Source organism: Streptomyces broussonetiae (genome assembly GCF_009796285.1).
Classification (GTDB): domain Bacteria; phylum Actinomycetota; class Actinomycetes; order Streptomycetales; family Streptomycetaceae; genus Streptomyces; species Streptomyces broussonetiae.
Map to the genome: position 1 here is coordinate 6,820,989 of NZ_CP047020.1, position 21,154 is coordinate 6,842,142.

21 protein-coding genes are annotated in these 21,154 nt (G+C 71.4%); 9 read left to right on the top strand and 12 right to left on the bottom strand.

The window, feature by feature from the left end; genetic code table 11:
* The first annotated feature begins 197 nt into the window (after window positions 1-197).
* The 3 genes from recA to GQF42_RS31500 all read left to right on the top strand — a co-directional run bounded on the left by recA (window position 198) and on the right by GQF42_RS31500 (window position 4,992).
* Entirely contained in the window at window positions 198-1,325 is a 1,128-nt protein-coding gene (gene recA / locus GQF42_RS31490; RefSeq protein WP_158925507.1) for a recombinase RecA, read from the top strand.
* Between the two features lie 3 nt (window positions 1,326-1,328).
* A complete protein-coding gene (gene recX, locus GQF42_RS31495; RefSeq protein WP_158925509.1) occupies window positions 1,329-2,213 on the top strand; it encodes a recombination regulator RecX in 885 nt (294 codons plus the stop codon).
* Between the two features lie 250 nt (window positions 2,214-2,463).
* Complete coding sequence (locus tag GQF42_RS31500) at window positions 2,464-4,992, top strand: ABC transporter permease (protein ID WP_158925511.1); 2,529 nt, start codon at window positions 2,464-2,466, stop codon at window positions 4,990-4,992.
* Window positions 4,993-5,353: 361 nt separating this feature from the next.
* Here the strand turns inward: GQF42_RS31500 and GQF42_RS31505 are convergent, their stop codons facing one another.
* From GQF42_RS31505 to GQF42_RS31535, 8 genes are all read right to left on the bottom strand, one after another.
* Window positions 5,354-5,785: a rhodanese-like domain-containing protein gene (locus GQF42_RS31505; protein ID WP_158930799.1), complete on the bottom strand. Its 432-nt coding sequence runs from the start codon at window positions 5,783-5,785 to the stop codon at window positions 5,354-5,356.
* A gap of 23 nt (window positions 5,786-5,808) precedes the next feature.
* The gene (locus GQF42_RS31510; RefSeq protein ID WP_158925513.1) at window positions 5,809-6,345 is read right to left on the bottom strand and encodes a cupin domain-containing protein; all 537 of its coding nucleotides are present in this window, start codon (window positions 6,343-6,345) and stop codon (window positions 5,809-5,811) included.
* A gap of 70 nt (window positions 6,346-6,415) precedes the next feature.
* On the bottom strand, window positions 6,416-6,502 hold the full coding sequence (locus GQF42_RS47740; protein ID WP_313960178.1) for a putative leader peptide: 87 nt from the start codon (window positions 6,500-6,502) through the stop codon (window positions 6,416-6,418).
* A gap of 77 nt (window positions 6,503-6,579) precedes the next feature.
* A complete protein-coding gene (locus GQF42_RS31515; protein ID WP_158925515.1) occupies window positions 6,580-8,184 on the bottom strand; it encodes an FAD-dependent monooxygenase in 1,605 nt (534 codons plus the stop codon).
* Between the two features lie 177 nt (window positions 8,185-8,361).
* Window positions 8,362-9,255: an amino acid ABC transporter permease gene (locus GQF42_RS31520; protein WP_158925517.1), complete on the bottom strand. Its 894-nt coding sequence runs from the start codon at window positions 9,253-9,255 to the stop codon at window positions 8,362-8,364.
* Window positions 9,252-9,917, bottom strand: coding sequence for an amino acid ABC transporter permease (locus GQF42_RS31525; RefSeq protein ID WP_158925519.1), 666 nt, complete (start codon window positions 9,915-9,917; stop codon window positions 9,252-9,254). Before GQF42_RS31525 ends, GQF42_RS31520 begins: the two co-directional genes overlap by 4 nt.
* A gap of 79 nt (window positions 9,918-9,996) precedes the next feature.
* Window positions 9,997-10,830 carry a glutamate ABC transporter substrate-binding protein gene (locus tag GQF42_RS31530; RefSeq protein ID WP_067053279.1) on the bottom strand — a complete coding sequence of 278 codons (834 nt, stop codon included), beginning with the start codon at window positions 10,828-10,830 and terminating at the stop codon, window positions 9,997-9,999.
* A 77-nt stretch (window positions 10,831-10,907) separates the two neighbouring features.
* The gene (locus tag GQF42_RS31535; RefSeq protein WP_158925521.1) at window positions 10,908-11,684 is read right to left on the bottom strand and encodes an amino acid ABC transporter ATP-binding protein; all 777 of its coding nucleotides are present in this window, start codon (window positions 11,682-11,684) and stop codon (window positions 10,908-10,910) included.
* Between the two features lie 290 nt (window positions 11,685-11,974).
* On the opposite strand from GQF42_RS31535, the gene GQF42_RS31540 reads away from it, so the two are divergent.
* Window positions 11,975-12,661: a response regulator transcription factor gene (locus GQF42_RS31540; RefSeq protein WP_158925523.1), complete on the top strand. Its 687-nt coding sequence runs from the start codon at window positions 11,975-11,977 to the stop codon at window positions 12,659-12,661.
* Between the two features lie 9 nt (window positions 12,662-12,670).
* Window positions 12,671-14,074 carry a sensor histidine kinase gene (locus GQF42_RS31545; protein ID WP_158925525.1) on the top strand — a complete coding sequence of 468 codons (1,404 nt, stop codon included), beginning with the start codon at window positions 12,671-12,673 and terminating at the stop codon, window positions 14,072-14,074.
* A gap of 49 nt (window positions 14,075-14,123) precedes the next feature.
* Here GQF42_RS31545 and GQF42_RS31550 read toward each other — a convergent pair whose 3' ends face one another.
* Entirely contained in the window at window positions 14,124-15,122 is a 999-nt protein-coding gene (locus GQF42_RS31550) for a TAXI family TRAP transporter solute-binding subunit (protein WP_158925527.1), read from the bottom strand.
* A gap of 106 nt (window positions 15,123-15,228) precedes the next feature.
* Between GQF42_RS31550 and GQF42_RS31555 the strand changes: the two genes are divergently transcribed.
* The gene (locus tag GQF42_RS31555; RefSeq protein ID WP_158925529.1) at window positions 15,229-15,678 is read left to right on the top strand and encodes a pyrophosphohydrolase domain-containing protein; all 450 of its coding nucleotides are present in this window, start codon (window positions 15,229-15,231) and stop codon (window positions 15,676-15,678) included.
* On the opposite strand, the gene GQF42_RS31560 is transcribed toward GQF42_RS31555, so the two are convergent.
* The 3 genes from GQF42_RS31560 to GQF42_RS31570 all read right to left on the bottom strand — a co-directional run bounded on the left by GQF42_RS31560 (window position 15,675) and on the right by GQF42_RS31570 (window position 18,220).
* A complete protein-coding gene (locus GQF42_RS31560; protein WP_158925531.1) occupies window positions 15,675-17,096 on the bottom strand; it encodes a hypothetical protein in 1,422 nt (473 codons plus the stop codon). The genes GQF42_RS31555 and GQF42_RS31560 overlap by 4 nt on opposite strands.
* Before the next feature lie 283 nt (window positions 17,097-17,379).
* Entirely contained in the window at window positions 17,380-17,823 is a 444-nt protein-coding gene (locus GQF42_RS31565; RefSeq protein WP_158925533.1) for a MarR family winged helix-turn-helix transcriptional regulator, read from the bottom strand.
* A 37-nt stretch (window positions 17,824-17,860) separates the two neighbouring features.
* Entirely contained in the window at window positions 17,861-18,220 is a 360-nt protein-coding gene (locus GQF42_RS31570; RefSeq protein WP_158925535.1) for a DUF6204 family protein, read from the bottom strand.
* Window positions 18,221-18,702: 482 nt separating this feature from the next.
* Between GQF42_RS31570 and GQF42_RS31575 the strand changes: the two genes are divergently transcribed.
* From GQF42_RS31575 to GQF42_RS31585, 3 genes are all read left to right on the top strand, one after another.
* Window positions 18,703-18,963, top strand: a complete 261-nt coding sequence (locus GQF42_RS31575; protein ID WP_158925537.1) for a hypothetical protein — start codon at window positions 18,703-18,705, stop codon at window positions 18,961-18,963.
* Between the two features lie 95 nt (window positions 18,964-19,058).
* Complete coding sequence (locus GQF42_RS31580) at window positions 19,059-19,808, top strand: PP2C family protein-serine/threonine phosphatase (RefSeq protein WP_158925539.1); 750 nt, start codon at window positions 19,059-19,061, stop codon at window positions 19,806-19,808.
* A gap of 289 nt (window positions 19,809-20,097) precedes the next feature.
* The gene (locus tag GQF42_RS31585) at window positions 20,098-20,958 is read left to right on the top strand and encodes an IclR family transcriptional regulator domain-containing protein (RefSeq protein WP_158925540.1); all 861 of its coding nucleotides are present in this window, start codon (window positions 20,098-20,100) and stop codon (window positions 20,956-20,958) included.
* The last annotated feature ends 196 nt before the right edge of the window (window positions 20,959-21,154 follow it).

A 21,154-nucleotide genomic window follows, 5' to 3' on the forward strand; every position in this document is an offset into this window, starting at 1 on the left:
ATGCGCTTGACACACAAATCGAACATCCATTCTTATGGAAGCTCAAGCAAGGCTTCGGGTGGTGGATTTCGTCCCGTTTTGCACGAAGATGTCCCGGGGTTATCCACAGGCCAGGCCGGCGTCGGGGCGCATTGTCAGTGGCAGGCGTTAGCGTCTTTGACGTGAAGCGATCGACTCAAGCAAACCGGGTGGAACCCATGGCAGGAACCGACCGCGAGAAGGCGCTCGACGCCGCGCTCGCGCAGATTGAACGGCAATTCGGCAAGGGCGCGGTCATGCGCATGGGCGAGCGGTCGAAGGAGCCCATCGAGGTCATTTCGACCGGGTCGACCGCGCTCGACGTCGCCCTCGGCGTCGGTGGCCTGCCGCGTGGCCGTGTCGTGGAGATCTACGGACCGGAGTCCTCCGGTAAGACGACCCTGACCCTGCACGCCGTGGCCAACGCCCAGAAGGCCGGTGGCCAGGTCGCGTTCGTGGACGCGGAGCACGCCCTCGACCCCGAGTACGCGAAGAAGCTCGGCGTCGACATCGACAACCTGATCCTCTCCCAGCCGGACAACGGCGAGCAGGCCCTGGAGATCGTGGACATGCTGGTCCGCTCCGGCGCCCTCGACCTCATCGTCATCGACTCCGTCGCCGCGCTCGTCCCGCGCGCGGAGATCGAGGGCGAGATGGGCGACAGCCACGTGGGTCTCCAGGCCCGGCTGATGAGCCAGGCGCTGCGGAAGATCACCAGCGCGCTCAACCAGTCCAAGACCACCGCGATCTTCATCAACCAGCTCCGCGAGAAGATCGGTGTGATGTTCGGCTCCCCGGAGACCACGACCGGTGGCCGGGCGCTGAAGTTCTACGCCTCGGTGCGTATCGACATCCGCCGCATCGAGACCCTGAAGGACGGCACCGAGGCGGTCGGCAACCGCACCCGCTGCAAGGTCGTCAAGAACAAGGTCGCGCCGCCGTTCAAGCAGGCCGAGTTCGACATCCTCTACGGCCACGGCATCAGCCGCGAGGGCGGTCTGATCGACATGGGCGTGGAGCACGGCTTCGTCCGCAAGGCCGGCGCCTGGTACACGTACGAGGGCGACCAGCTCGGCCAGGGCAAGGAGAACGCGCGCAACTTCCTCAAGGACAACCCCGACCTGGCCAACGAGATCGAGAAGAAGATCAAGGAGAAGCTGGGCGTGGGGGTCCGTCCGGAGGAGCCCGCCGCCGAGCCCGGCGCGGACGCGGCGGTCACCACCGCGGCCGACGACGAGGCCAAGACGGCGCCCGCCCCGGCCGCCGCCAAGGCCGCCAAGCCCAAGGCCGCCGCAGCCAAGAGCTGACCCATGACACGACGAACCGACTGGGCCGAGTACGAGTACGCCACCCCCGGTGCCCCACGGGGGAGGGGCACCGGGGGTTACCCGGACTCCGCCCCGGGCGGTGGCGACGGATTCACGGCCGAGGCCTATGAGGCCTACGAGGCCCATGAGGCCCGCGGGGGCTACGACGGGCGTGACGACGATCGCGGAACCGCGCGTGACGCCGGTGCCCACCCGGGCGGCGCGACCGATGGGCCGTACGGGGGCGGCGCACGGGGCCGTGGTTCCGGTGGCGGCGTCGGACGGCGGGGCGGTCGGGGGCGTGGCCGAGGGCACGGCTTCGGGGACGCGCCCGGGCAGGACGAAGACGCCCCTTCCTCGTCGAGGGCCGAGCGGGGGGAGTCTTCAGGGGACCCGGCTGAGCGGGCACGGGCGATCTGCCTGCGCCTGCTCACCGGGACCCCGCGCACCCGCAGGCAGCTCGCCGACGCCCTGCGCAAGCGGGAGATCCCCGAGGACGTGGCCGAGGAGGTGCTGTCGCGGTTCGAGGAGGTCGGGCTGATCGACGACGGCGCGTTCGCGGACGCCTGGGTGGAGTCCCGGCACCATGCCCGGGGACTCGCCCGCCGGGCTCTGGCCCAAGAGCTGCGCACCAAGGGAGTCGACTCGGCGCTGATCGACGAGGCCGTCTCCCAGCTCGACTCCGAGCAGGAGGAGGCCACGGCCCGCGAGCTGGTCGCCCGCAAGCTGCGCGCCACCCGCGGCCTCGACCGCGAAAAGCGGCTACGCCGCCTCGCCGGCATGCTCGCCCGCAAGGGCTACCCCGAGGGCCTGGCCCTGCGCGTCGTGCGCCGGGCACTGGAGGAGGAGGGCGAGGACACGGAGTACCTCGGAGAAGGGGACTACTGAGTCTCGGAGAAGGGGACTGCTGAGTCTCGGAGAAAGAACTTCTGAGTCCTCGGGGCCGGGGGCGCCGGGCTTCCCTCAACTTCCCGCGCCCGCGGTGGGGTTAACCCCCACCGAAGACGCCGGGCCACCGCAGTGCTCTTCCTGTCGCACGCGGGCGAGTCTGTACGCACGCTCCGGACCACGGCACGCACACAGCCGAGGCCGGCCGCATACGACCAGCCGACGCGTACAACAGAAGAGAGCCTGCCCGATGATGCTGCGATATGCCCTGCGGACAGTCCGCGCCCGGAAGGCGGGTCTTCTGGGCGCCTTCCTCGCGCTGATGTGTGCGGCCGCTCTGATCACCGCCTGTGGCACCCTTCTCGACACCGGCCTGCGCGGCACCATCCGTACCGAGCGCTACGCGGCCGCGCCCGTCGTGATCTCCGGTGACCAGTACGTCCACCGGACCACCGTCGAGCACAGGAAGGGCACGACCAAGGTCAAGCACAAGGCGAAGCCCGTCGCCGAGCGCGCCTGGCTCTCGCAGCGGCTGCGCGCCCGACTCGCCCACGTTCCCGGTGTGGCCCGGGTCGTGCCCGAACTCACCTTCCTCGCCCAGCCGTTGACACCGACCGGTACCGGCGGTCGCCCGGCCTACGGGCACGCCTGGGACTCCGCAGCGCTGACGCCGTACCGACTGACCACGGGCAGCCCGCCACGGTCCGACGGTGATCTGGTCGTCGACGGCTATCTCGCCGCGCGGGCCCGGCTGCGCCCCGGCGACCGGCTCACCGTGCAGTCCACGCAGGCCCCGCGCAGCTATCGCGTCACCGGTATCGCCGCCCCGGCCACCGCCGTACGCCACCAGACGTCCCTGTTCTTCTCGGCCGCCGAGGCCCGCCGTCTGGCCGCGCATCCCGGGCAGGTCACCGCGTTCGGTGTGCTGCCGGCCCATGGAGCGGACCCCGAGCAGGTGCGGCAGGCCGTGGCGCGGGCGCTGCACGGCACCACCGCCCAGGTCAGCTCCGGATCCGCCCGTGGCCCCGTCGAGTTCCTGGACGCGGCGACCGCCCGCACCCGGCTGGTCAGCATGGGCGGCGCCATGGGCGGGACCTCGCTGCTGGTGGCGGTGCTCGTGGTCGTCGGCACGTTCGCGCTCACTGTGCGGCAGCGCCACCGGGAACTCGCCCTGCTCCGCGCCATCGCCGCCACCTCGGGACAGATCCGCATACTGCTCGGCCGGGAAGCGCTGATCGTCGGCGCGGTGGCGGGCACCCCGGGCGCGCTCCTCGGGCTGCCGCTGGGATCCTGGCTGTACTCCAGGTTCGTCGCCCTGGGCGCCGTACCCGCTACGCTCGATCACACTGTCAGTGTCTTCCCGCCGCTCGCCGCACTTGCCACGACTCTGCTCGGTGCCTGGGCCGCGGCCCGGATCGCCTCCCGCAGGATCGCCCGGATCCGCCCGACCGAGGCCCTGGCCGAGGCCAGGACCGAGCCCAGCCGTCCCGCGTGGGGCCGGATCGCCGCCGGACTGCTGCTCCTGACCGGCGGTGCCGTCCTCGTCGTCGTCCTCACCTCCCTGCGCACCGAACCCGCCTCGACCCCCGTGACCTTCCTCGCCGTTGTCGTTCTGTCCGCCTCCGTCGCCCTGCTCGGTCCTGTGCTGGTCAGGGCGGCTTCGCTGCTGCTCGCCGGTCCGCTCCGGCTCACCGGGCACGGCGGCCGTCTCGCCATTGCCAACCTGCGCGGCAACGCCGACCGTATGGCCTCCGTCGTCACCCCTCTCACCCTGCTCGTCGGCATGACCTGCACCGTGCTGTTCGTCCAGTCCACCCTTGGCGACGCGGCCCGCGCTCAGATCCGGGACGGCGTCCGGGCCGACTGGGTCGTCACCGCGCAGGGGCCCGGCGTCCCCGGTGCAGCCGCACCGCGGCTGCGTGCGCGGCACGACACCGCCACCGAGGTCGTCCGTACGACCGTCCGCGTCGGCCTCGACAAGTACCCCGCGCAGGGCGTCACCCCGGCAGGCCTCACCCGCACCTGGGACCCGCAGGTCACCGCCGGCTCCCTCGACCGGCTTGGCCCGAGCACGGTCGCCGTCAGTCAACTGGCCGCGGATCAGCACCGCTTGAGGCCCGGCAGCATCCTGAAACTCACTCTGGGCGACGGGACGCCCGCCACGCTCACCGTCGCCGCCGTCTATGCCCGGAGCCTGGGCTTCGGCGATCTCACCCTCGCCCGCGACCTCCTCGCCCGGCACGTCGACAACCCGCTCGCCTCCTCCGTCCTCGTCAGCACGACCCGTACACAGACACAACTCGCGACTACACTCCGTGAGTTCCCGGGGCTCCGCATTCTTTCCCCGGCCGCCGCCGACGCTCTCCGGGCCGATCGGCAGCAGACGAACGCCGAGGTCAACTACCTGGCCATGGGGCTGGTGCTGGCCTTCACCGCCATCGCCGCCGTCAACACGCTCGCCATGTCGGTCGCGGAACGTGTCCGGGAGTTCGCCCTGCTCCGCCTCGCCGGTGCGACCCGCCGTCAGGTGCTGCGCATGCTGCGCACGGAAGTGCTGTCCGTACTGTTCCTTGCCGTCTCGCTCGGCAGCGGTATCGCCCTCGCCGTGCTCACCGCGTTCAGCATCGGGATGACGGGCCGGGCGGCGCCCTCGGTCACGCCCCTGCTCTACGTCACCGTCGTCGGGATCGCCGGACTCCTCGCGCTGGCGGCCGGTGCGGTGCCCGGGCGGGCGGCGCTTCGGGTACGGGCGGTGACGGTGGCGACGGCGAGGGAGTAGCGGAGGGTGGGGAGGCGCGGAGGGCGAGGGGGCAACGGCGGCGCCTGCTCCGCCTTGCGGCGCCTGCTCCGCCTGTGCCGCTCTGCTCCGTCCGGGCCCCGCTCCGCCCGAGCCCCCGCTCCGCCCGGGCTCCTGCTCCGTCCGGGCCCCTGCTCCGCCCGGGCTCCTGCTCCGTCCGGGCCCCTGCTCCGCCCGGGCTCCTGCTCCGTCCGGGCCCCTGCTCCGCTCGGGCCCTGCTCCGCCCGGGCTTCTGCTCCGCTCGGGCCCTGCTCCGCCTGTGCCGCCCTGCTCCGCCTGGGCCTCCGCTCCGTCCGGGCTCCATCTCCGCTCGGGCCCCGCTCCGTCCGGTCCCCCGCTCCGCTCAGGGCCGCACAGGCTCCACCGGCAGTCCTGCCGTGCGCCATGCCTGGAAGCCGCCCACCAGGTCCGTCGCCCGGTGCAGGCCGAGTTGGTGCAGGGAGTCGGCGGCGAGGCTGGAGGCGTAGCCCTCGTTGCAGAGCACCACGATGTGCAGGTCGTGGCCGGTGGCTTCGGGGACACGGTGGCTGCCCTGGGGGTCGAGGCGCCACTCCAGTTCGTTGCGCTCGATGACCAGGGCGCCGGGGATCACTCCGTCCCGCTCGCGCAGGGCCGCGTACCGGATGTCGACCAGCAGGGCCTCGCCCGTACGCGCCGCCTCGTACGCCTCCTGCGCCTCGATGCGCCGGTAGCCCGCGCGCACCCGCTCCAGCAACGCGTCGATGCCGGCCGGCCGTTCGCCCGCGTGACCGACCACCGCTCCCGTGACCTGCACGGGCCTGTCCGCCGGGCCGGCGCTCACTGCCAGTCCTCCGGGCGCTCGACCTGCTCGAGGCGGAGCACCTGACCCGTACGGCTGTAGCGGCGGATGCGCGGTAGGGGTGGGTAGTAGGCGTGGACGGAGATCGCGTGTTCGGCGCGGGACTCGTTGAGGACCTCGTGGACGTGGTGGCGGCCGAAGGAGCGGCCCTTGCCGGCCGCGAGGCGGCGTTCACGGTCGACGCCCTCGGTGAGTTCCAGGGTCTGCCAGCCGTCGGTCGGGAGCCGGGCGGCGAGCGAGTTCTCCTTGAGCGCGCCCGCTGCCGTGACGAAGGCGCCGACCGACTCGGCGTGGTCGTGCCAGCCGGTGCCGCTGCCCGGTGGCCAGCCGATCAGCCAGGCCTCGCTGCCGCCCGGGCCGTCCAGCCGCACCCAGGTGCGGCCTTCCGGGTCGAGCGGAAGGGAGGCGACCAGCTCAGTGTCGGCGGCCGTGCGCCGGGCGAAGTCGAGGAGGTCTGCCTGCGTGGGTGGCGCGGAGCCGACGGCAGGGGACACGGAAGCAGGGGAGACAGACACGTGCACCGTCCTGAGGAATGTTCGCGGAGCGGACGCACGGGGGCGCCCGGCGAGGGAAGGGGATGCGAATTCAGCAGGACGGACGACACACACAGCCCGCGTAGCGGACGAGGTCCATGTGGACCCTCCGCCACAGGCGAACGCAGGTGTCGGTCATGGTCGGGAGTACAGCATGTGCGTGCACCGCGGTCAACTCACCGTCACCATGTGGACAGAGGGTGACCGGAGCGCGGGTCAGCGCGCGCTGGAGGCTGCCTCGGCCTTCTCCTTCGCCGCGCCGCCCACCGCGGCCTGCGCCGCCGCGTACAGCTCGGCCGGGCGGACCCCGCTCAGCGCCGTGACCAGGTGGCCGTCGGGGCGTACGAGCAGCACGCTGTGCGCCGGCGCACCCGGGTAGTCCTCGGCGACCAGCAGCTCGGCCGGGTGCGGCAGCGCGGTCACGGCCGCCGCGAGCCGGGGCATCACCCCGGCGGACACCCAGTGTTTGCGGTCCCACACGCCGGTGCCCGGCGCGATCAGGACGACGAGCAGCGCGCCGCGGCCGAGCCGGTCGCGCAGCCGGACGAAGGTGCCGTCCTCCGCGGTGACCCGTACGTCGGTGACCGGCGAGCCCGGTGCGGTGTCGACCTGGATCTCGCCCTCGGAGGGAGGGGGTGCGAGCGGCGAGTCGGCGTACCCCCCCGGCGCGCCGAGCGGCCCGCGCCCCAGGTGACCTTCCGTGAGGAGCGCGTCGTGGCCCCGCGCCGTGCCCGGCACCATCTGGCGCAGTCCGCCGCCGCCGCGCAGCACCGGCAGCGCCTGGTCGGCGGCGCGCAGCCGGGCGGCGATCGCCGCCCGGCGCTCGGTCTGGTAGCTCTCCAGCAGCGCTTCGTGGTGCCCGTGGTGCCAGGCCGGGGCCAGCTTCCAGGCGAGGTTGTCGGCGTCCCGCAGGCCCTCGTCGAGTCCTTGGGTGCCAAGTGCGCCGAGCAGATGGGCCGCGTCCCCGGCGAGGAAGACCCGGCCCGCGCGCCAGCGGCGGGCCAGCCGGTGGTGCACCACGTGGACACCGGTGTCGAGCAGGTCGTACGCCGGTGTGGAGCCGTCCGTCCAGCCCGCGAGGGTCTCGCGGATCCGGGTCACCAGGATCTCGGGCGTGACCAGGTCCTTGCCCGGTGGCAGCAGCCAGTCCAGGCGCCATACGCCGTCCGGGAGGGGACGGGCGGTCACCTCCACGGCCGAGGGCCCGGACTGCCGCCACGGCGGCATCCGATGGAGCAACGCCCGGCCCTCCCACGGAAGTTCCACCCGCAGTGCGGCGACCGCGTGCCGCTCCACGGCCGTCCGGCCCGGGAAGCGGATGTCCTGGAGTTTGCGGACGGTGGAGCGGGGGCCGTCGCAGCCGATCAGGTAGCTGCCGCGCCACCAGGTGCCCCTGGGGCCCCGGGTGTGTGCGGTGATGCCGGAACGCTCCTGCTCGACCGCGTCCAGGCGGCTGTCCACGGCCAACTTCACCAGCGGCTCGTCGGCGACGGCGGCGCGCAGGGCGCCGGTGAGGACGTGCTGGGCGATGTGCAGCGGCGCGGCGGGGCCGGACTCGTCGAAGGTGATCTCGTTCATCACCTGCTTGCGCCTCAGGGACCGCCATCCGGCCCAGCGCACCCCGTACTCGCCGAGCGCCGCCCCGGTCAGCCGCTCCAGCAGGGCGGCCGTGTCCTCGCGCAGCACGACGGTGCGCGCCGGGCGCTGTTCGTCCTTGCCGGGGCCCTCGTCCAGGACGACGGACGGCACCTCCTGGCGGGCCAGGGCCAGGGCGAGCGTGAGCCCGACGGGCCCCGCACCGACGACGATCACCGGGTCCACGGCGTGCCGCCCCCTGTCCGCAGCGGTGCCTCGGCGGATGACGGTGAACAAGAAGGTGGAGCCGGGTGCACGATCACAGAACGTATGCAACCCATTGGCAGAGTTTGCGTCAAGCGACCGGAGGCAGTGGCGATCACGCCACTGCCTCCGGGTGATGCATTCGGGTTTGAACGAGTGTCAGCGCTCGGCGCCGGTCGCCGCCGTGCCCGCGACGTTCGCCACGTCCTGTGCCCCGAGCACCGCGCCGGTCGACTTCTTGCCCCGCCGCAGCCGTCGCTCCAGCCAGCTCGCGAACGAGGTCAGCGAGAAGTTGATGACCACGAAGATCACGGCCACCACCGTGAAGGACGCGATGACGTTGGCGCCGTAGTAGCCGCTCATCGTGTTGGCCGACGACAGGAGTTCGGGGAAGGTGAGGACCGCGCCGCCGAGCGCGGTGTCCTTCACGATCACGACGAGCTGGCTGACGATCGCGGGGAGCATCGTGGTGACCGCCTGCGGCAGCAGGATGAGCCGCATCAGCTGCCCCTTGCGCAGGCCGATCGCCATGGCCGCCTCGGACTGCCCCTTCGGCAGGGCCAGGATGCCCGCGCGGACGATCTCCGCGAGCACCGACGCGTTGTACAGCACCAGACCGGTGACGACCGCGTACAGCGGACGGTCATCGGAACTCACGTTGGTGTACTGGCTGTACAGCGCCATTCCGAAGATCATCAGGACCAGCACCGGGATCGCGCGGAAGAACTCGACCGCGATGGCCGCGGGTATCCGCACCCATGCATGGTCCGAGAGCCTGGCGATGCCGAAGAAGGCGCCCAGCGGCAGCGCGATGACCATGGCCAGCGCGGCGGCCTTCAACGTGTTCTGCAGACCGGGCCAGATGTACGTGGAGTAGGCCTCGGTGCCGCTGAAGAACGGCTTCCACAGCGCCCACTCCAGCTGGCCCTTGTCGTCGAGGGAGGTGTACACCCACCATGCGAGGGCCGCGAGGGCGACCAGGAAGACCGCCATGTAGAGGATGTTGCGCCGCTTGGCGCGCGGCCCCTGGGCGTCGTACAGGACCGAACTCATCGCTTCACCGCCACCTTCTTGCCCACCCAGCCGAGGATCAGACCGGTCGGCAACGTCAGGCAGCAGAACCCGAAGGCGATGACCGCGGAGATCGCCAGCAGCTGTGCCTCGTTCTCCACCATCTGCTTCATCAGGAGCGCCGCTTCCGCCACGCCGATCGCGGCCGCCACCGTCGTGTTCTTCGTCAACGCGATCAGCACGTTGGCCAGCGGGCCGACGGCCGCGCGGAAGGCCTGCGGAAGGATGACCAGACCCAGCACCTGGGTGAAGCTCAGGCCGATGGCCCGGGCCGCCTCGGCCTGGCCGACCGGCACCGTGTTGATGCCGGCGCGGATCGCCTCGCACACGAAGGCCGACGTGTAGACGATCAGACCCAGCACGGCCAGCCGGAAGTTGGTCGTGTCGACCTTGTCCGAGCCCAGGGTGACGCCCAGCGTGTTGCTCAGGCCGAGCGAGGCGAAGAGGATGATCACCGTGAGCGGGATGTTCCGCACGATGTTCACGTAGGCGGTGCCGAAACCGCGCATCAGCGGCACCGGGCCCACCCGCATGGCGGCCAGCAGAGTGCCCCAGACCAGGGAGCCCACGGCCGACAGCAGCGTGAGCTGCACTGTCGTCCAGAAGGCGCCCAGCACGTCGTACTTGTCAAGAAAGTCGAACACGATCTCCCGCGCTTCCGCGTGTAGGGATGCCCCCGGTGCGCCGCCGCCGTCGCGGGCGGCGCACCGGCCGGGCCCTGCCTCAGCTCTTGATGTCGCCGATCTTCGGGGCGGGCTCGTTCTTGTAGTCGGCCGGGCCGAAGTTCTTCTTCACGGCCGCCTCCCAGGAACCGTCGGCGACCATCTCCTCAAGAGCCTTGTTGATCTTGTCCTTGAGGGGGCTGCCCTTCTTGACGCCGATGCCGTAGTTCTCGTTCGTCATCTTGAAGCCGCCGAGCTTGAACTTGCCCTTGAACTGGGCCTGGGCGGCGTAACCGGCGAGGATCGAGTCGTCCGTGGTCAGAGCATCGATCGCCTTGCTCTGCAGACCGGTCAGGCACGCGGAGTAGGTCGGGTACTGCTGGAGCTGCGCCTTGGGGGCCAGCTTGTCGTGCACGTTCTGTGCCGACGTCGAGCCGGTCACCGAGCACAGCTTCTTGTTGTTGAGGTCGGCGGGCGACTTGATGGAGCTGTCGTCCGCGCGCACCAGCACGTCCTGGTGGGCCAGCAGGTACGGGCCGGCGAAGTCGACCTTCGCCTGACGCTTCGGGGTGATCGAGTAGGTGGCGGCGATGAAGTCGACGTCACCGCGCTGCAGCATGGTCTCGCGGTCGGCGCTCTTCGACTCCTTCCACTCGATCTGGTCGGAGCTGTAACCGAGCTTCTTGGCGACATAGGTGGCGACGTCCACGTCGAAGCCCGCGTAGCCCTGCGGGGTCTTCTGGCCGAGGCCCGGCTGGTCGTACTTGATGCCGATGGCGATCGTCTTGCCACCGCCGGAGGAACCGCTGTCGTTCTTCTTGCTGCTGCACGCGGTGGCGGACACGGTGAGGGCCAGGACGACGGCCGAGACGGCGGTGACCTTGCGGAGCTTCATGCTGAACATCCTTCGGAAATGGTGCGGAACGAGGTCCGTTGGAAAAGGCGACCCGTGGTGCGGTGGGGGCGCTGCCGTCAGTGGTGCAGGATCTTGGACAGGAAGTCCTTGGCCCGGTCGCTGCGCGGGTTGCTGAAGAACTGCTCGGGCGCGGCCTCTTCGACGATCCGGCCGTCGGCCATGAAGACCACCCGGTTCGCGGCCGAACGCGCGAACCCCATCTCGTGGGTGACGACGATCATCGTCATGCCCTCACGGGCGAGCTGCTGCATGACCTCGAGGACCTCGTTGATCATCTCGGGGTCGAGGGCGGACGTCGGCTCGTCGAAGAGCATGACCTTCGGGTCCATCGCCAGCGCCCGCGCGATCGCGACGCGCTGCTGCTGGCCGCCGGACAGCTGGGCGGGGTACTTGTCGGCCTGGGTGCCCACCCCGACCCGGTCGAGCAGGGCTCGGGCCTTCTCCTCGGCCTGCTTCTTCTCCGCCTTGCGGACCTTGAGCTGGCCCAGCATCACGTTCTCGAGCACGGTCTTGTGCGCGAAGAGGTTGAAGGACTGGAAGACCATTCCGACGTCGGCCCGCAGCCGGGCCAGCTCCTTGCCCTCGTGGGGCAGGGGCCTGCCGTCGATCGTGATGGCGCCCGCGTCGATCGTCTCCAGACGGTTGATGGTGCGGCACAGGGTCGACTTTCCGGACCCGGAGGGCCCGATGACCACGACGACCTCGCCGCGGGCGATCGTCAGGTCGATGTCCTGGAGCACGTGCAACGCGCCGAAGTGCTTGTTGACGCTCTTCAGGACGACCAGTTCGTCGGACGTGACCGCGTCTTCCTTGGTCACCGATACATTGGTCATCGCTCTCGGGCTCCGTCCTCCTCGGTTTCGGAGGACAGTAATGAGCGGCTGTGACCTGCGTCATCACATCTGAGGGAGATCTGAGCATCACGATCCGATAGCAATCGGACACGTGTCGTAGCACTTCGCGCCCGTGCGCGTATCGGCCGGATAACGGAAGCGACGGGCAACCAGAACCCTCTTGACGCCGTCCTTGTCCATCGGCGTCACTTCCATGGTGCACGCGCGCGTGCAGCTACAAGACGCATGAGAACTGACACCGTACGACCGCTGAACCGGAGGGGGCCGGGATGAGACTGCTGCTCGTCGAGGACGACAACCACGTCGCCGCGGCCCTGTCCGCCGTTCTCGCCCGGCACGGCTTTGAGGTCACGCACGCGCGCAGCGGCGAAGAGGCCCTGCAGGCACTCGTCCCCGAGGGCGACGGCTTCGGCGTGGTCCTGCTCGACCTGGGCCTGCCCGACCAGGACGGATACGAGGTCTGCGGCAAGATCCGCAAACGCACCAGCACCCCGGTGATCATGGTCACCGCGCGCTCCGACGTCCGCTCCCGCATCCACGGGCTCAACCTGGGCGCCGACGACTACGTGGTGAAGCCCTACGACACCGGGGAACTGCTCGCCCGTATCCACGCCGTCAGCCGGCGCACCGCCCATGAGGATGCGGGCTCCGGCGGCGACGGCTCCCTGCGGCTCGGTGCGGTCCGCATCGACCTGCCCACCCGGCAGGTCACGGTGCAGGGTTCGGTGATCCAACTGACCCGCAAGGAGTTCGATCTGCTCGCCCTGCTCGCGCAGCGCCCCGGCGTCGTCTTCCGGCGGGAACAGATCATCAGCGAGGTTTGGCGCACCAGTTGGGAGGGCACCGGCCGCACCCTGGAGGTGCATGTCGCCTCCCTGCGTGCCAAGCTGCGCATGCCCGCGCTGATCGAGACCGTACGCGGCGTCGGCTACCGGCTCGTCGCTCCGGCCGCCTAGCGGGGCCGGGTGCGCGCTCGCCTGCTGCCGCTGCTCATCGTGCTGATGGCGGCCGTCCTCCTCGCGCTCGGCCTGCCGCTCGCCATCAGCGTGGCCGCCGCCCAGCAGCAGAAGGTCGTCGTCGACCGGATCGACGACACGGCACGCTTCGCCGCGCTCGCCCAGTTCGTCACCGACGGCCCCAGCGGCTCCCGCCGCACCAGCGTTGACGAGCGTCTGGAGGCCCTGCGCAGCGAACTCGACAGCTACTACGGCGTCTACGGCATCAACGCGGGCGTCTTCTACCGCAACGGCTCGGCGATGGCCAACGCCCCCGCCGACTGGTTCGTACCGCGGACGGGGGAGGTCCGGGGCGCCTTCGAAGAGGCGCTGCTGAGCCGGCGCAGCCATGACCCGCGGCAGGTGTGGCCCTGGCAGCGCAGCCGGCTGGTCGTCGCCTCGCCGGTGATCCGGGACGGGGACGTCGTGGCGGTCGTGGTGACCGAATCGCCCACCGGGCAGATGCGTTCACGCACCCTGCGTGGCTGGCTGCTGATCGGGGCCGGCGAGAGCGCGGCCATGCTGCTGGCCGTCGGCGCGGCGCTGCGGCTGACCGGCTGGGTGCTCAGACCGGTGCGCGTGCTGGACGCCACCACCCACGACATCGCCACCGGACGCCTGAAGTCCCGGGTCGCGGCGGCCGGCGGCCCGCCGGAACTCCGGCGGCTGGCCCGCTCGTTCAACGAGATGGCGGACAACGTCGAGGATGTGCTGGAGCAGCAGCGCGCCTTCGTCGCCGACGCCTCCCACCAGCTGCGCAACCCGCTCTCGGCGCTGCTGCTGCGCATCGAACTGCTCGCCCTCGAACTCCCCGAGGGCAACGAGGAGATCGCCTCGGTCCGCACCGAGGGCAAGCGCCTCGCGCAGGTCCTGGACGACCTGCTCGACCTGGCGCTGGCGGAGCACGCCGCGGCGGACCTGTGCCTGACCGACATCGGCGCACTGGCCGAGGAGCGGCTGGCAGCCTGGTCACCGGCCGCCGACGCCAAGGGCGTCCGGCTGACCGGCGGCTGCCCGCCCACGACCGGCTGGGCGGACCCGATCACCCTGTCCAGCGCTCTGGACGCGGTGATCGACAACGCCGTGAAGTTCACCCCCGAGGGCGGCACCGTGCAGGTCGTCGTCGCCGCCGACGGCGACACTTCCACGATCGTCGTCACCGACACCGGACCCGGCCTCACCGACGAGGAACTCGCGCGCGTGGGCGACCGCTTCTGGCGCAGCGGCCGCCACCAGAACATCAAGGGCTCGGGTCTCGGCCTGTCCATCACGCGCGCGCTGCTCGCGGCGGGCGGCGGTTCGATCGCCTACGGCCACCACGAGCCGGGCGGGCTGCGGGTGACGGTGACGGTGCCGCGGCACCGGGAGCGCTGACGGCGCGGGTGGTGCGGGGCGCCGTGCGGGACGGGTCCCTCCCGCTCCTTCAGGGCTTCATCGAGCGGTAGTAGCGGCGGGCGCCCTCCTGCAGGGGCAGGGGGTCGGTGTAGATCGCGGTGCGCAGGTCCACGAGTTGGGCGGAGTGGACGTGGGCGCCGATGCCGTCGCGGCTCTTGATGACCGTGCGGGTCACCCACTCGGTGAGGCGTGGGTCCATGTCCGTACGGGTCATCAGGATGTTGGAGACGGCGATCGTCGGGACCTCGTTGCCCTGCTGTACGGCCGGGTACGCCGACTCGGGGATGTTGGTGGCCCGGTAGTAGCGGGCCTGCTGGCCCTGGTTGTGCAGCTTGGTGACGAGGTCGCCGTCGATCGGCACGAACTTGAAGGCGGACTTCCTCGCCAGCGCGAGCAGTCCCTTGGTGGGCAGCCCGCCCGACCAGAAGAAGGCGTCGATCTTGTCCTGCTGCAGCCGCTCCGGCCCGGTGTCGATGCCGTCGCCGACCGGCGTGATGTCCCTGTGCGGGTCGATGCCGGCGGCCTTGAGCACCCGGTCGGCGATCAGCCGCACCCCGGAGTCGGGCAGCCCGGTCGCCACCCGCTTGTGCCGCAGGTCCGCGACGCTTCGGATGCCCGAGTCGCTGCGCACGATGAGATGCACGTAGTCGTCGTAGAGCCGGGCCACCCCGCGCAGCCGTCCGGCACCACTGCCGTGCCCCAGTTCGTACGTCTCCACGGCGTCGGCCGCCGCGATGGTGAAGTCGGCCCTGCCGGTCGCCACCCGCTGGACGTTCTCCTGCGAACCGGCGCTGCCCAGCAGCTTCACCTTCAGCCCGGGCATGTCCTTGCGCAGTTCGGTCCGCAGCCGCTCGCCGTACTCCTGGTAGACCCCCGAGGACGTGCCCGTGCTGAAGACGATCGTCCCGCTCGGCGGCTTCTCGCCCAGCGGCAGCAGCCACCACAGCAGCAGCCCGAGCACCACGGCACCGGCCGCGACGGCCGCCGGCGCGCGGCGCCCGCCGATCCGGGGGAACACCTTCGACATGCGGCGATCCTGCCAGCCCGGGCGCGGCGCTGACCAGGGCCGGGGTCACTGAGGCGGCGCGCCACGGCCACGGGCGCTGTCAGTGGTGGCCGTTAGAGTCGTCTGCATGAGCACATCGCCCGCAGACCTCGTCCGAGAGTTCCACCACGCCTTCGGCCTGGACGCCCGCAGCACGCCGACCGAGGTGGGTCCCGAACTGGCCGCGCACCGCGGGGAACTGCTCGCCGAGGAGGCCGCGGAGGTCGCCGAGGTCGCGGTCGACGGTCCGCTGGACCAGCTCGCGCACGAACTGGCGGACGTGGTCTACGTCGCCTACGGCACGGCTCTGGTGCACGGCATCGACCTCGATCAGGTGATCGCCGAGATCCACCGGGCCAACATGAGCAAGCTCGGCCCGGACGGGCAGGTCGCCCGCCGGACCGACGGCAAGGTCCTCAAGGGGGAGCACTACCGGGCCCCGGACGTGTCGGCCGTGCTGCGCCGCCAGGGCTGGATACCGGCGGCGCGGCAGGATGCTTCGGGCCCGCGCGAGGACGCTTCCGGTCCGCGCGGCTAGAGCGACCGGAGAGTGCCGCCCGCCAGCCGCCACTCGCGGTGCAGCGCGCCCAGCGGGATGTCCCGTCGGACGACCGGTGTGCCGAAGACGGACAGCTGGAGCCGCAGGGTCCCGGACAGGTCGACCCCGCCGTACACGCCCCAGGTGCCCCCGGCCTTCGCCCCGCCCCGGCCGGGGGAGCCGGTGATGGTGCCGGTGGCCTCGCCGCGCAGGTACGGGGCCAGGTCGGCGGTGACGCCGACGGTGCCGTACAGACCGACCGAGGCCTCGGCACCAAGTGCTGTTTGCACACTGCCGTCGGCGGTGACGGAGGCGCGTACGGGGGTGCCGCTCATGTCCGAGGAACTGACCGGCGTCCAGCCCCGGCCCGGTCCGAAGGCGCCGCCCGCACTGAAGGCGCCCCTGAGGTTCTGCTCGACGTCTACGGTGACCCGGCCGTCGCCGCTGACCTGGACGTAGGCGGTCAGATCGAGGTTGACGACAACCGGGACGGGGCCGACCTGGAGGACGGGGTCGGCGTGCAGCTTGGCGAACGGGATGCGCAGCGGGGCGCCCGTCGTTGCGGCGGCCCGGCCCCGGACCGCCCAGCCCGAGGTCCAGGTGCCGGAGACACCGAGATACGCCGAGCCGGGCGCCGCGTCGGGGCCGGTGCCGCCGTAGGCGAAGTCCACCCGCGGGGCGACCTGGACGAAGCCGTGCACCGAGGCCGTGGCCGAGGCCGGGGCGCCCTTGGCCATCGGTATCCCGGCGTCCACGTCGAGCCGGAGGCTGCCGAGCGGTACGGTCGCGCCCTTGGGCCCGGCATGGATGTCACCGGCCTTCGTCCAGGACACCTTCACATCCGGCAGCAGCTTGTCGACCGCGAACGACGAGGGGTCGACCGGCACGGCATCCTTCGCGGTGTCGGCGCCGAGCAGCGCGTTGAGCGTGGCCGGTTCGGTCTGGACCTCCGTGCCGCGGTCGGTCTCGCCGAGCACCTTGGTGACCTTGGCGAGCAGTCCGTGCGGCGCCCCGGGCGCGGGCGCACTGGCGATCACCTCGCCGACGGCGGCCCGGCGCGCGGCGGGGGAGGGGGACGGGGAAGCAGGCGAACTTCCCTGGTGCGCGGGCCTGTCGGAGAGGACGGCCCGTCGGGTGCGGCCGTCGTAGGAGTGGACGGCGAGCGTGGTCCGGTGCGCCCGCCGCCCGGTACCGGACGAGTCCGCCGTGGCGGTCGTGGCGGTGGCGGGAGCAGCGGCCACGGTGAGCGAGTGGTCCGCGCCGCCGGCGGGCGGCTCGGTGACCGTGAGCCGTTGTCCCTGTCCCTCGCTCACCGGCGGCTTCGCGTCCGGGTCGGGCGCGGCGGGCGAGGAGCAGGCCGAGGCCAGGAAGAGGGTGGTCACGGCGAGGGCGGGCAGCAGGGCACGCCTGTGCCTCATGCGTCTGCGCAAGGTCGGGTCCAGTGTGAAGTGGGGGGTGGCGGAGAGGTACCGACGAAATGGCTACTTGAAAGTAGAACCGACTGGTAACTCGAGGATGAGTCCTGAGCATGTCACGCGGCACCCATCGTTCCCTCACCATCCGGCCACAAGTGAACGTGAGCTGGGACACGGCGAGTTCGGGCCACGCCCGGCCGAAGTGAACCGCGTGCCGGGGTATGTGCGGGTCGGCCGCCGCCCGGACGGGGACGGCGGTCCGGGTTCACCCGTAAGCGGGCGGAGTTCAGCGGCGGTTGAGACCGGTTCCGCCGAGTCGGCTCAGCAGGCCCGACAGCAGGGTGACGTCCTCGGCGTTCCAGGCCGGGGCGGCGAAGACCTCGGTGGCGGTCTCCTCGGCCGTGGTGAGCATCTCCGCCAGGCGCCGCCGGCCCGTCGAGGTCAGGGATGCATAGGCCACGCGCGCATCCCTGGCGTCGGTTTCGCGGGTCACCAGTCCGATGCGCTCCAGGGGGGCCAGCCCGCGCGTGACTCCGGAGGCGGTCAGGCCCAGCGCCTCGGCGAGGTCGACCCGGCGCATCCGTCCGCCGGGTGCCTGCCCCAGCCGCAGCAGCAGGGTGAAGTCGGCGAGGCTGACCCCGTGCAGTCCGCTCAGCCGGGAGTCGAAGCGCCGTACGAGTGCCGTCTGTGCGCGTACCAGTCGCAGGGCCGCGTCGAGGGTGTCACTCATTGCTGCATCCTTGAGTACTCAAGTTTATGTGCCGTGTTCATGCGTCCTGCGAACGCGCCGCTCGGCGCTGTCGCTTGCCCATCGGGGCCTGGGAGAGGTCCTCGGCGCTGGCGCGGAGGTTCTTGAAGCCGTAGCCGCGGTCGGTCAGCCAGGCCCTCGCGGCCTCCTCGGCCCGCTCGGTCGCCTCCAGGACGTCCTCCTCTTCCTCGCCGGTGTCGCAGAAGCGGAAGACGAAGGCGGGACGGGCGGCGATGTCGTAGGTGAGGCTGCCCTCGGGGGTGAACGCGGCCTGCAGCACGTCGTGTTCGGCGGCGTCGGCCAGCAGCGCGGCCCGCTGGGTGTCGGTGAGACCGTCGAAGGCGCCGCGGACGGTGATGCGGAAGGTACGGGTACTCATTCCGCGACCATAGGCACAGCGGGCGCGTCGACTCCACCGGGTTTTCCGGGCCCGGCCGGTCCTGCGCCGAGGCCGCGGCGGTCCGCGCGGCCGGGTGGGCAGGCCTGAGAACAGCCCCCGAGCCTCTTCGCATCCACGTGTCCGTCGGCTCCCGCACGACAACCGGAATCCGGCCGGGACACGCCCGCTCTCCCGTGCCCGGGCGGGGCACGCCCGCTCTCCCGTGCCCGGCCGGGGTACGCCCGCTCTCCCGTGCCCGGCCGGGGTACGCCCGCTCTCCCGTGCCCGGCCGGGGTACGCCCGCCCTCCCGTGCCCGGGCGGGCGGCGGGCGACGCCCGGGCCCGTAGTACCCCGGGCCGGAGTTCCCCGGACCAGTGCGCGGACGCGAACGCCGCGCGCAGCGCCCTCGCGGAGAGCGTGCTGCGCTCGCGGCCCTTCGCGCTTCCTGCACCGCCGCCAGGTGATCGCCTACGGTAGGGGCATGACCGAGATCGTCGTCGTGTACGAACTCGACAGGCCTGGAGCCAGCGGCGGAGCGGACCGCGGCGTCCGCGCGGTGCACGCGGCGACCACCGCCCCGGGCAGGCTCGACGCCACGGGACCGCGGACCCTGTGCGGCAAGGACACCTTCGCCATGGACACGGCCCGCTGGAAGCCGTCCGAGCATCCCGGAGCGCCCTGGTATCCCACGGAACACGCGTCCGTGGTCTGTCCCGACTGTGACGCCGTCATGGCTGTCTGACCTGGGCGAACGCGGCGGGCGCAGGCCGGTTCGCCTACGCTTGAGCCAGGAGCCGGCCGACCGCTGCGGCCCGTGCGGGAAGGCGGTGGCGTTCCATGCGGTACGTGACGGTGAGCGCGTTGAGCCATCCCGGACTGCTTCGCGAGCGCAACGAGGACAGTCTGGTGGTCGGGCCGTGGACCCTGTGTGCCACGGTGACGCAGAGTCCGCAGTCCCTGGTCTTCCCGCTCGGGACGCCGTTGGTCGTCGCTGTCGCCGACGGGCTCGGCGGGCATCCGGGGGGCGAGGTGGCCAGCGCCCTGGTCGTGCGCCGGATCGCGTCCGTCGGCCCCGTCCTGAGCAGCGAGGAGGCCGTTCGCGACGCCGTGCACGCCTGCAACCGCGCGGTGTACGACGCCGGTGCCGGCGACACGGGCAGTGAGCTGGCCACCATGGGTACGACGGTCGCCGGCACCGTCGTACGCCCCGACTCGCTGCTGGCCTTCAACGTGGGCGACAGCCGGGTCTACGCGGCCTCCCGCGACGGGCTGCGGCTGGTGAGCACCGACGACAGCCCCCCGCTCGAACCCGGGCAGCGCACCACGTCGATCGTCACCCAGTGCCTGGGCGGAAGCCGCTCGTACCGCGCCGTCCACCCCCGTGTGACGGCCGAGTCCCTGTCGGACGGCGACCGGTACCTCGTCTGCACCGACGGCCTGACCGATCCCGTGCCGCCGGAGGTGCTCGAGGAGGTGATGCGGGAGTGCGACGACGGCCGGGCGGCCTTCGAGTTGTGGAAGGCCGCCATCGAGGCGGGCGGCCCCGACAACATCACACTGGCGGTCGTACGCGTCGCCGACACCTAGGGCCGTCGGCCCCGAGAGAAGCAGCCACCCCCTCTGCCCCCGAAGCCCACGACGTCCCCGGCGACCGCCGGACACCTCTGCCACCTGCGGAAACCACTCGATCGGCAGGGGCGGTTGTGACGTCACTCACGGCGGCTCGAGCGTTTCTCAGGTAAGAAGGCAGTACCGGTTCGCTTACGCACGGTTAGTTTCGGGATCACGCATGGAGAGCGCTCTCATTGTTAAGTGTCCGTTAACTCGACCGGCACCACGACCGGTTCGACCGTAGGACAGGGGGAGAGTTCATCGCATGTCCATCACTGCACAGCACACCACGACGCGACGGATCGGCATCACGCGACGCACTGGCGGAACCAGCCACGCGGAACGCGTTTTCCGGGTGCAGCAGGCCTTCGCGCAGCTCGGCGGCGGTGCGCAAGGACTCGCGGAGCTGGCGCGGGCCTCGGGAATCGATGACTCCGCCGTGCATCGAATACTTCGCTCGGGTGTCGAGCACGGCACCTTCCTCCAAGTGGGCCGCGGACGCTACCGGCTGGGCCCGCAGGCGGCCCAGCTCGGCATCGAGGCACTCGAACACGCCCTGGACGACGAGGCGTTGCGCGCCTGCCTGGACCGGCTGCGCGAGGCGGCCGACGGCGCCCTCGTCTTCCTGTACGGTCTGAGCTACTTCGGCGGTGTGCAGCGCCAGTGCGTCGAGATGGCCGTAGGCTGCTCCGACCTCTCGGAGATCGGGCTGACGCCACGTGAGCTGATGTTCTCCCACCGCTCGCTGCGGATCGGCGCGTCGGGGCGGACGATCCTCGCGCATCTGCCCGAGGCGGTCCAGCGGAAGGTGGCCACCGAGCGGATCCCGGACGGGATGGGCCCGGGCGCCTATCGTGACGGCGATCGGATGCTCGCCTCGCTGCCGGGCATCCGGGCGCGGGGCTACGCCGTCGGGCTGCAGGAGTGCGCGGCGGGCTGGGACTCCTTCGCCGCGCCGGTGTTCTGGGGCGACCTCGTCGTGGGCGCGGTCACCCTCCTGACTCCTGGGACCCTGACGCTCCCGGAGTGCCGGCCGTACAGTGCCGCGGTGTGCACGGCGGCGCACGAGGTGCAGCGGCTGGTTCTCGCCCCCGAAACGGAAGGCGTCACGGCGAAGAGCGCATGACGGAAACCTTCCCGACATGTTTTCCCCCTGACTCCGCTTCGTTTGCCCTACGCTAATAGGGCGCTCACTGTCATCTCCATTTCAGTGCCACCCGAAGGCCTCCTTTCTCAGCTGGAGAGAAAGGAGGCCTTTGTCACATACACGAATGATCACGAGTTTTCCCGTGGTGCGAGAAAGTGCAGGTCAGAGGCGCTCT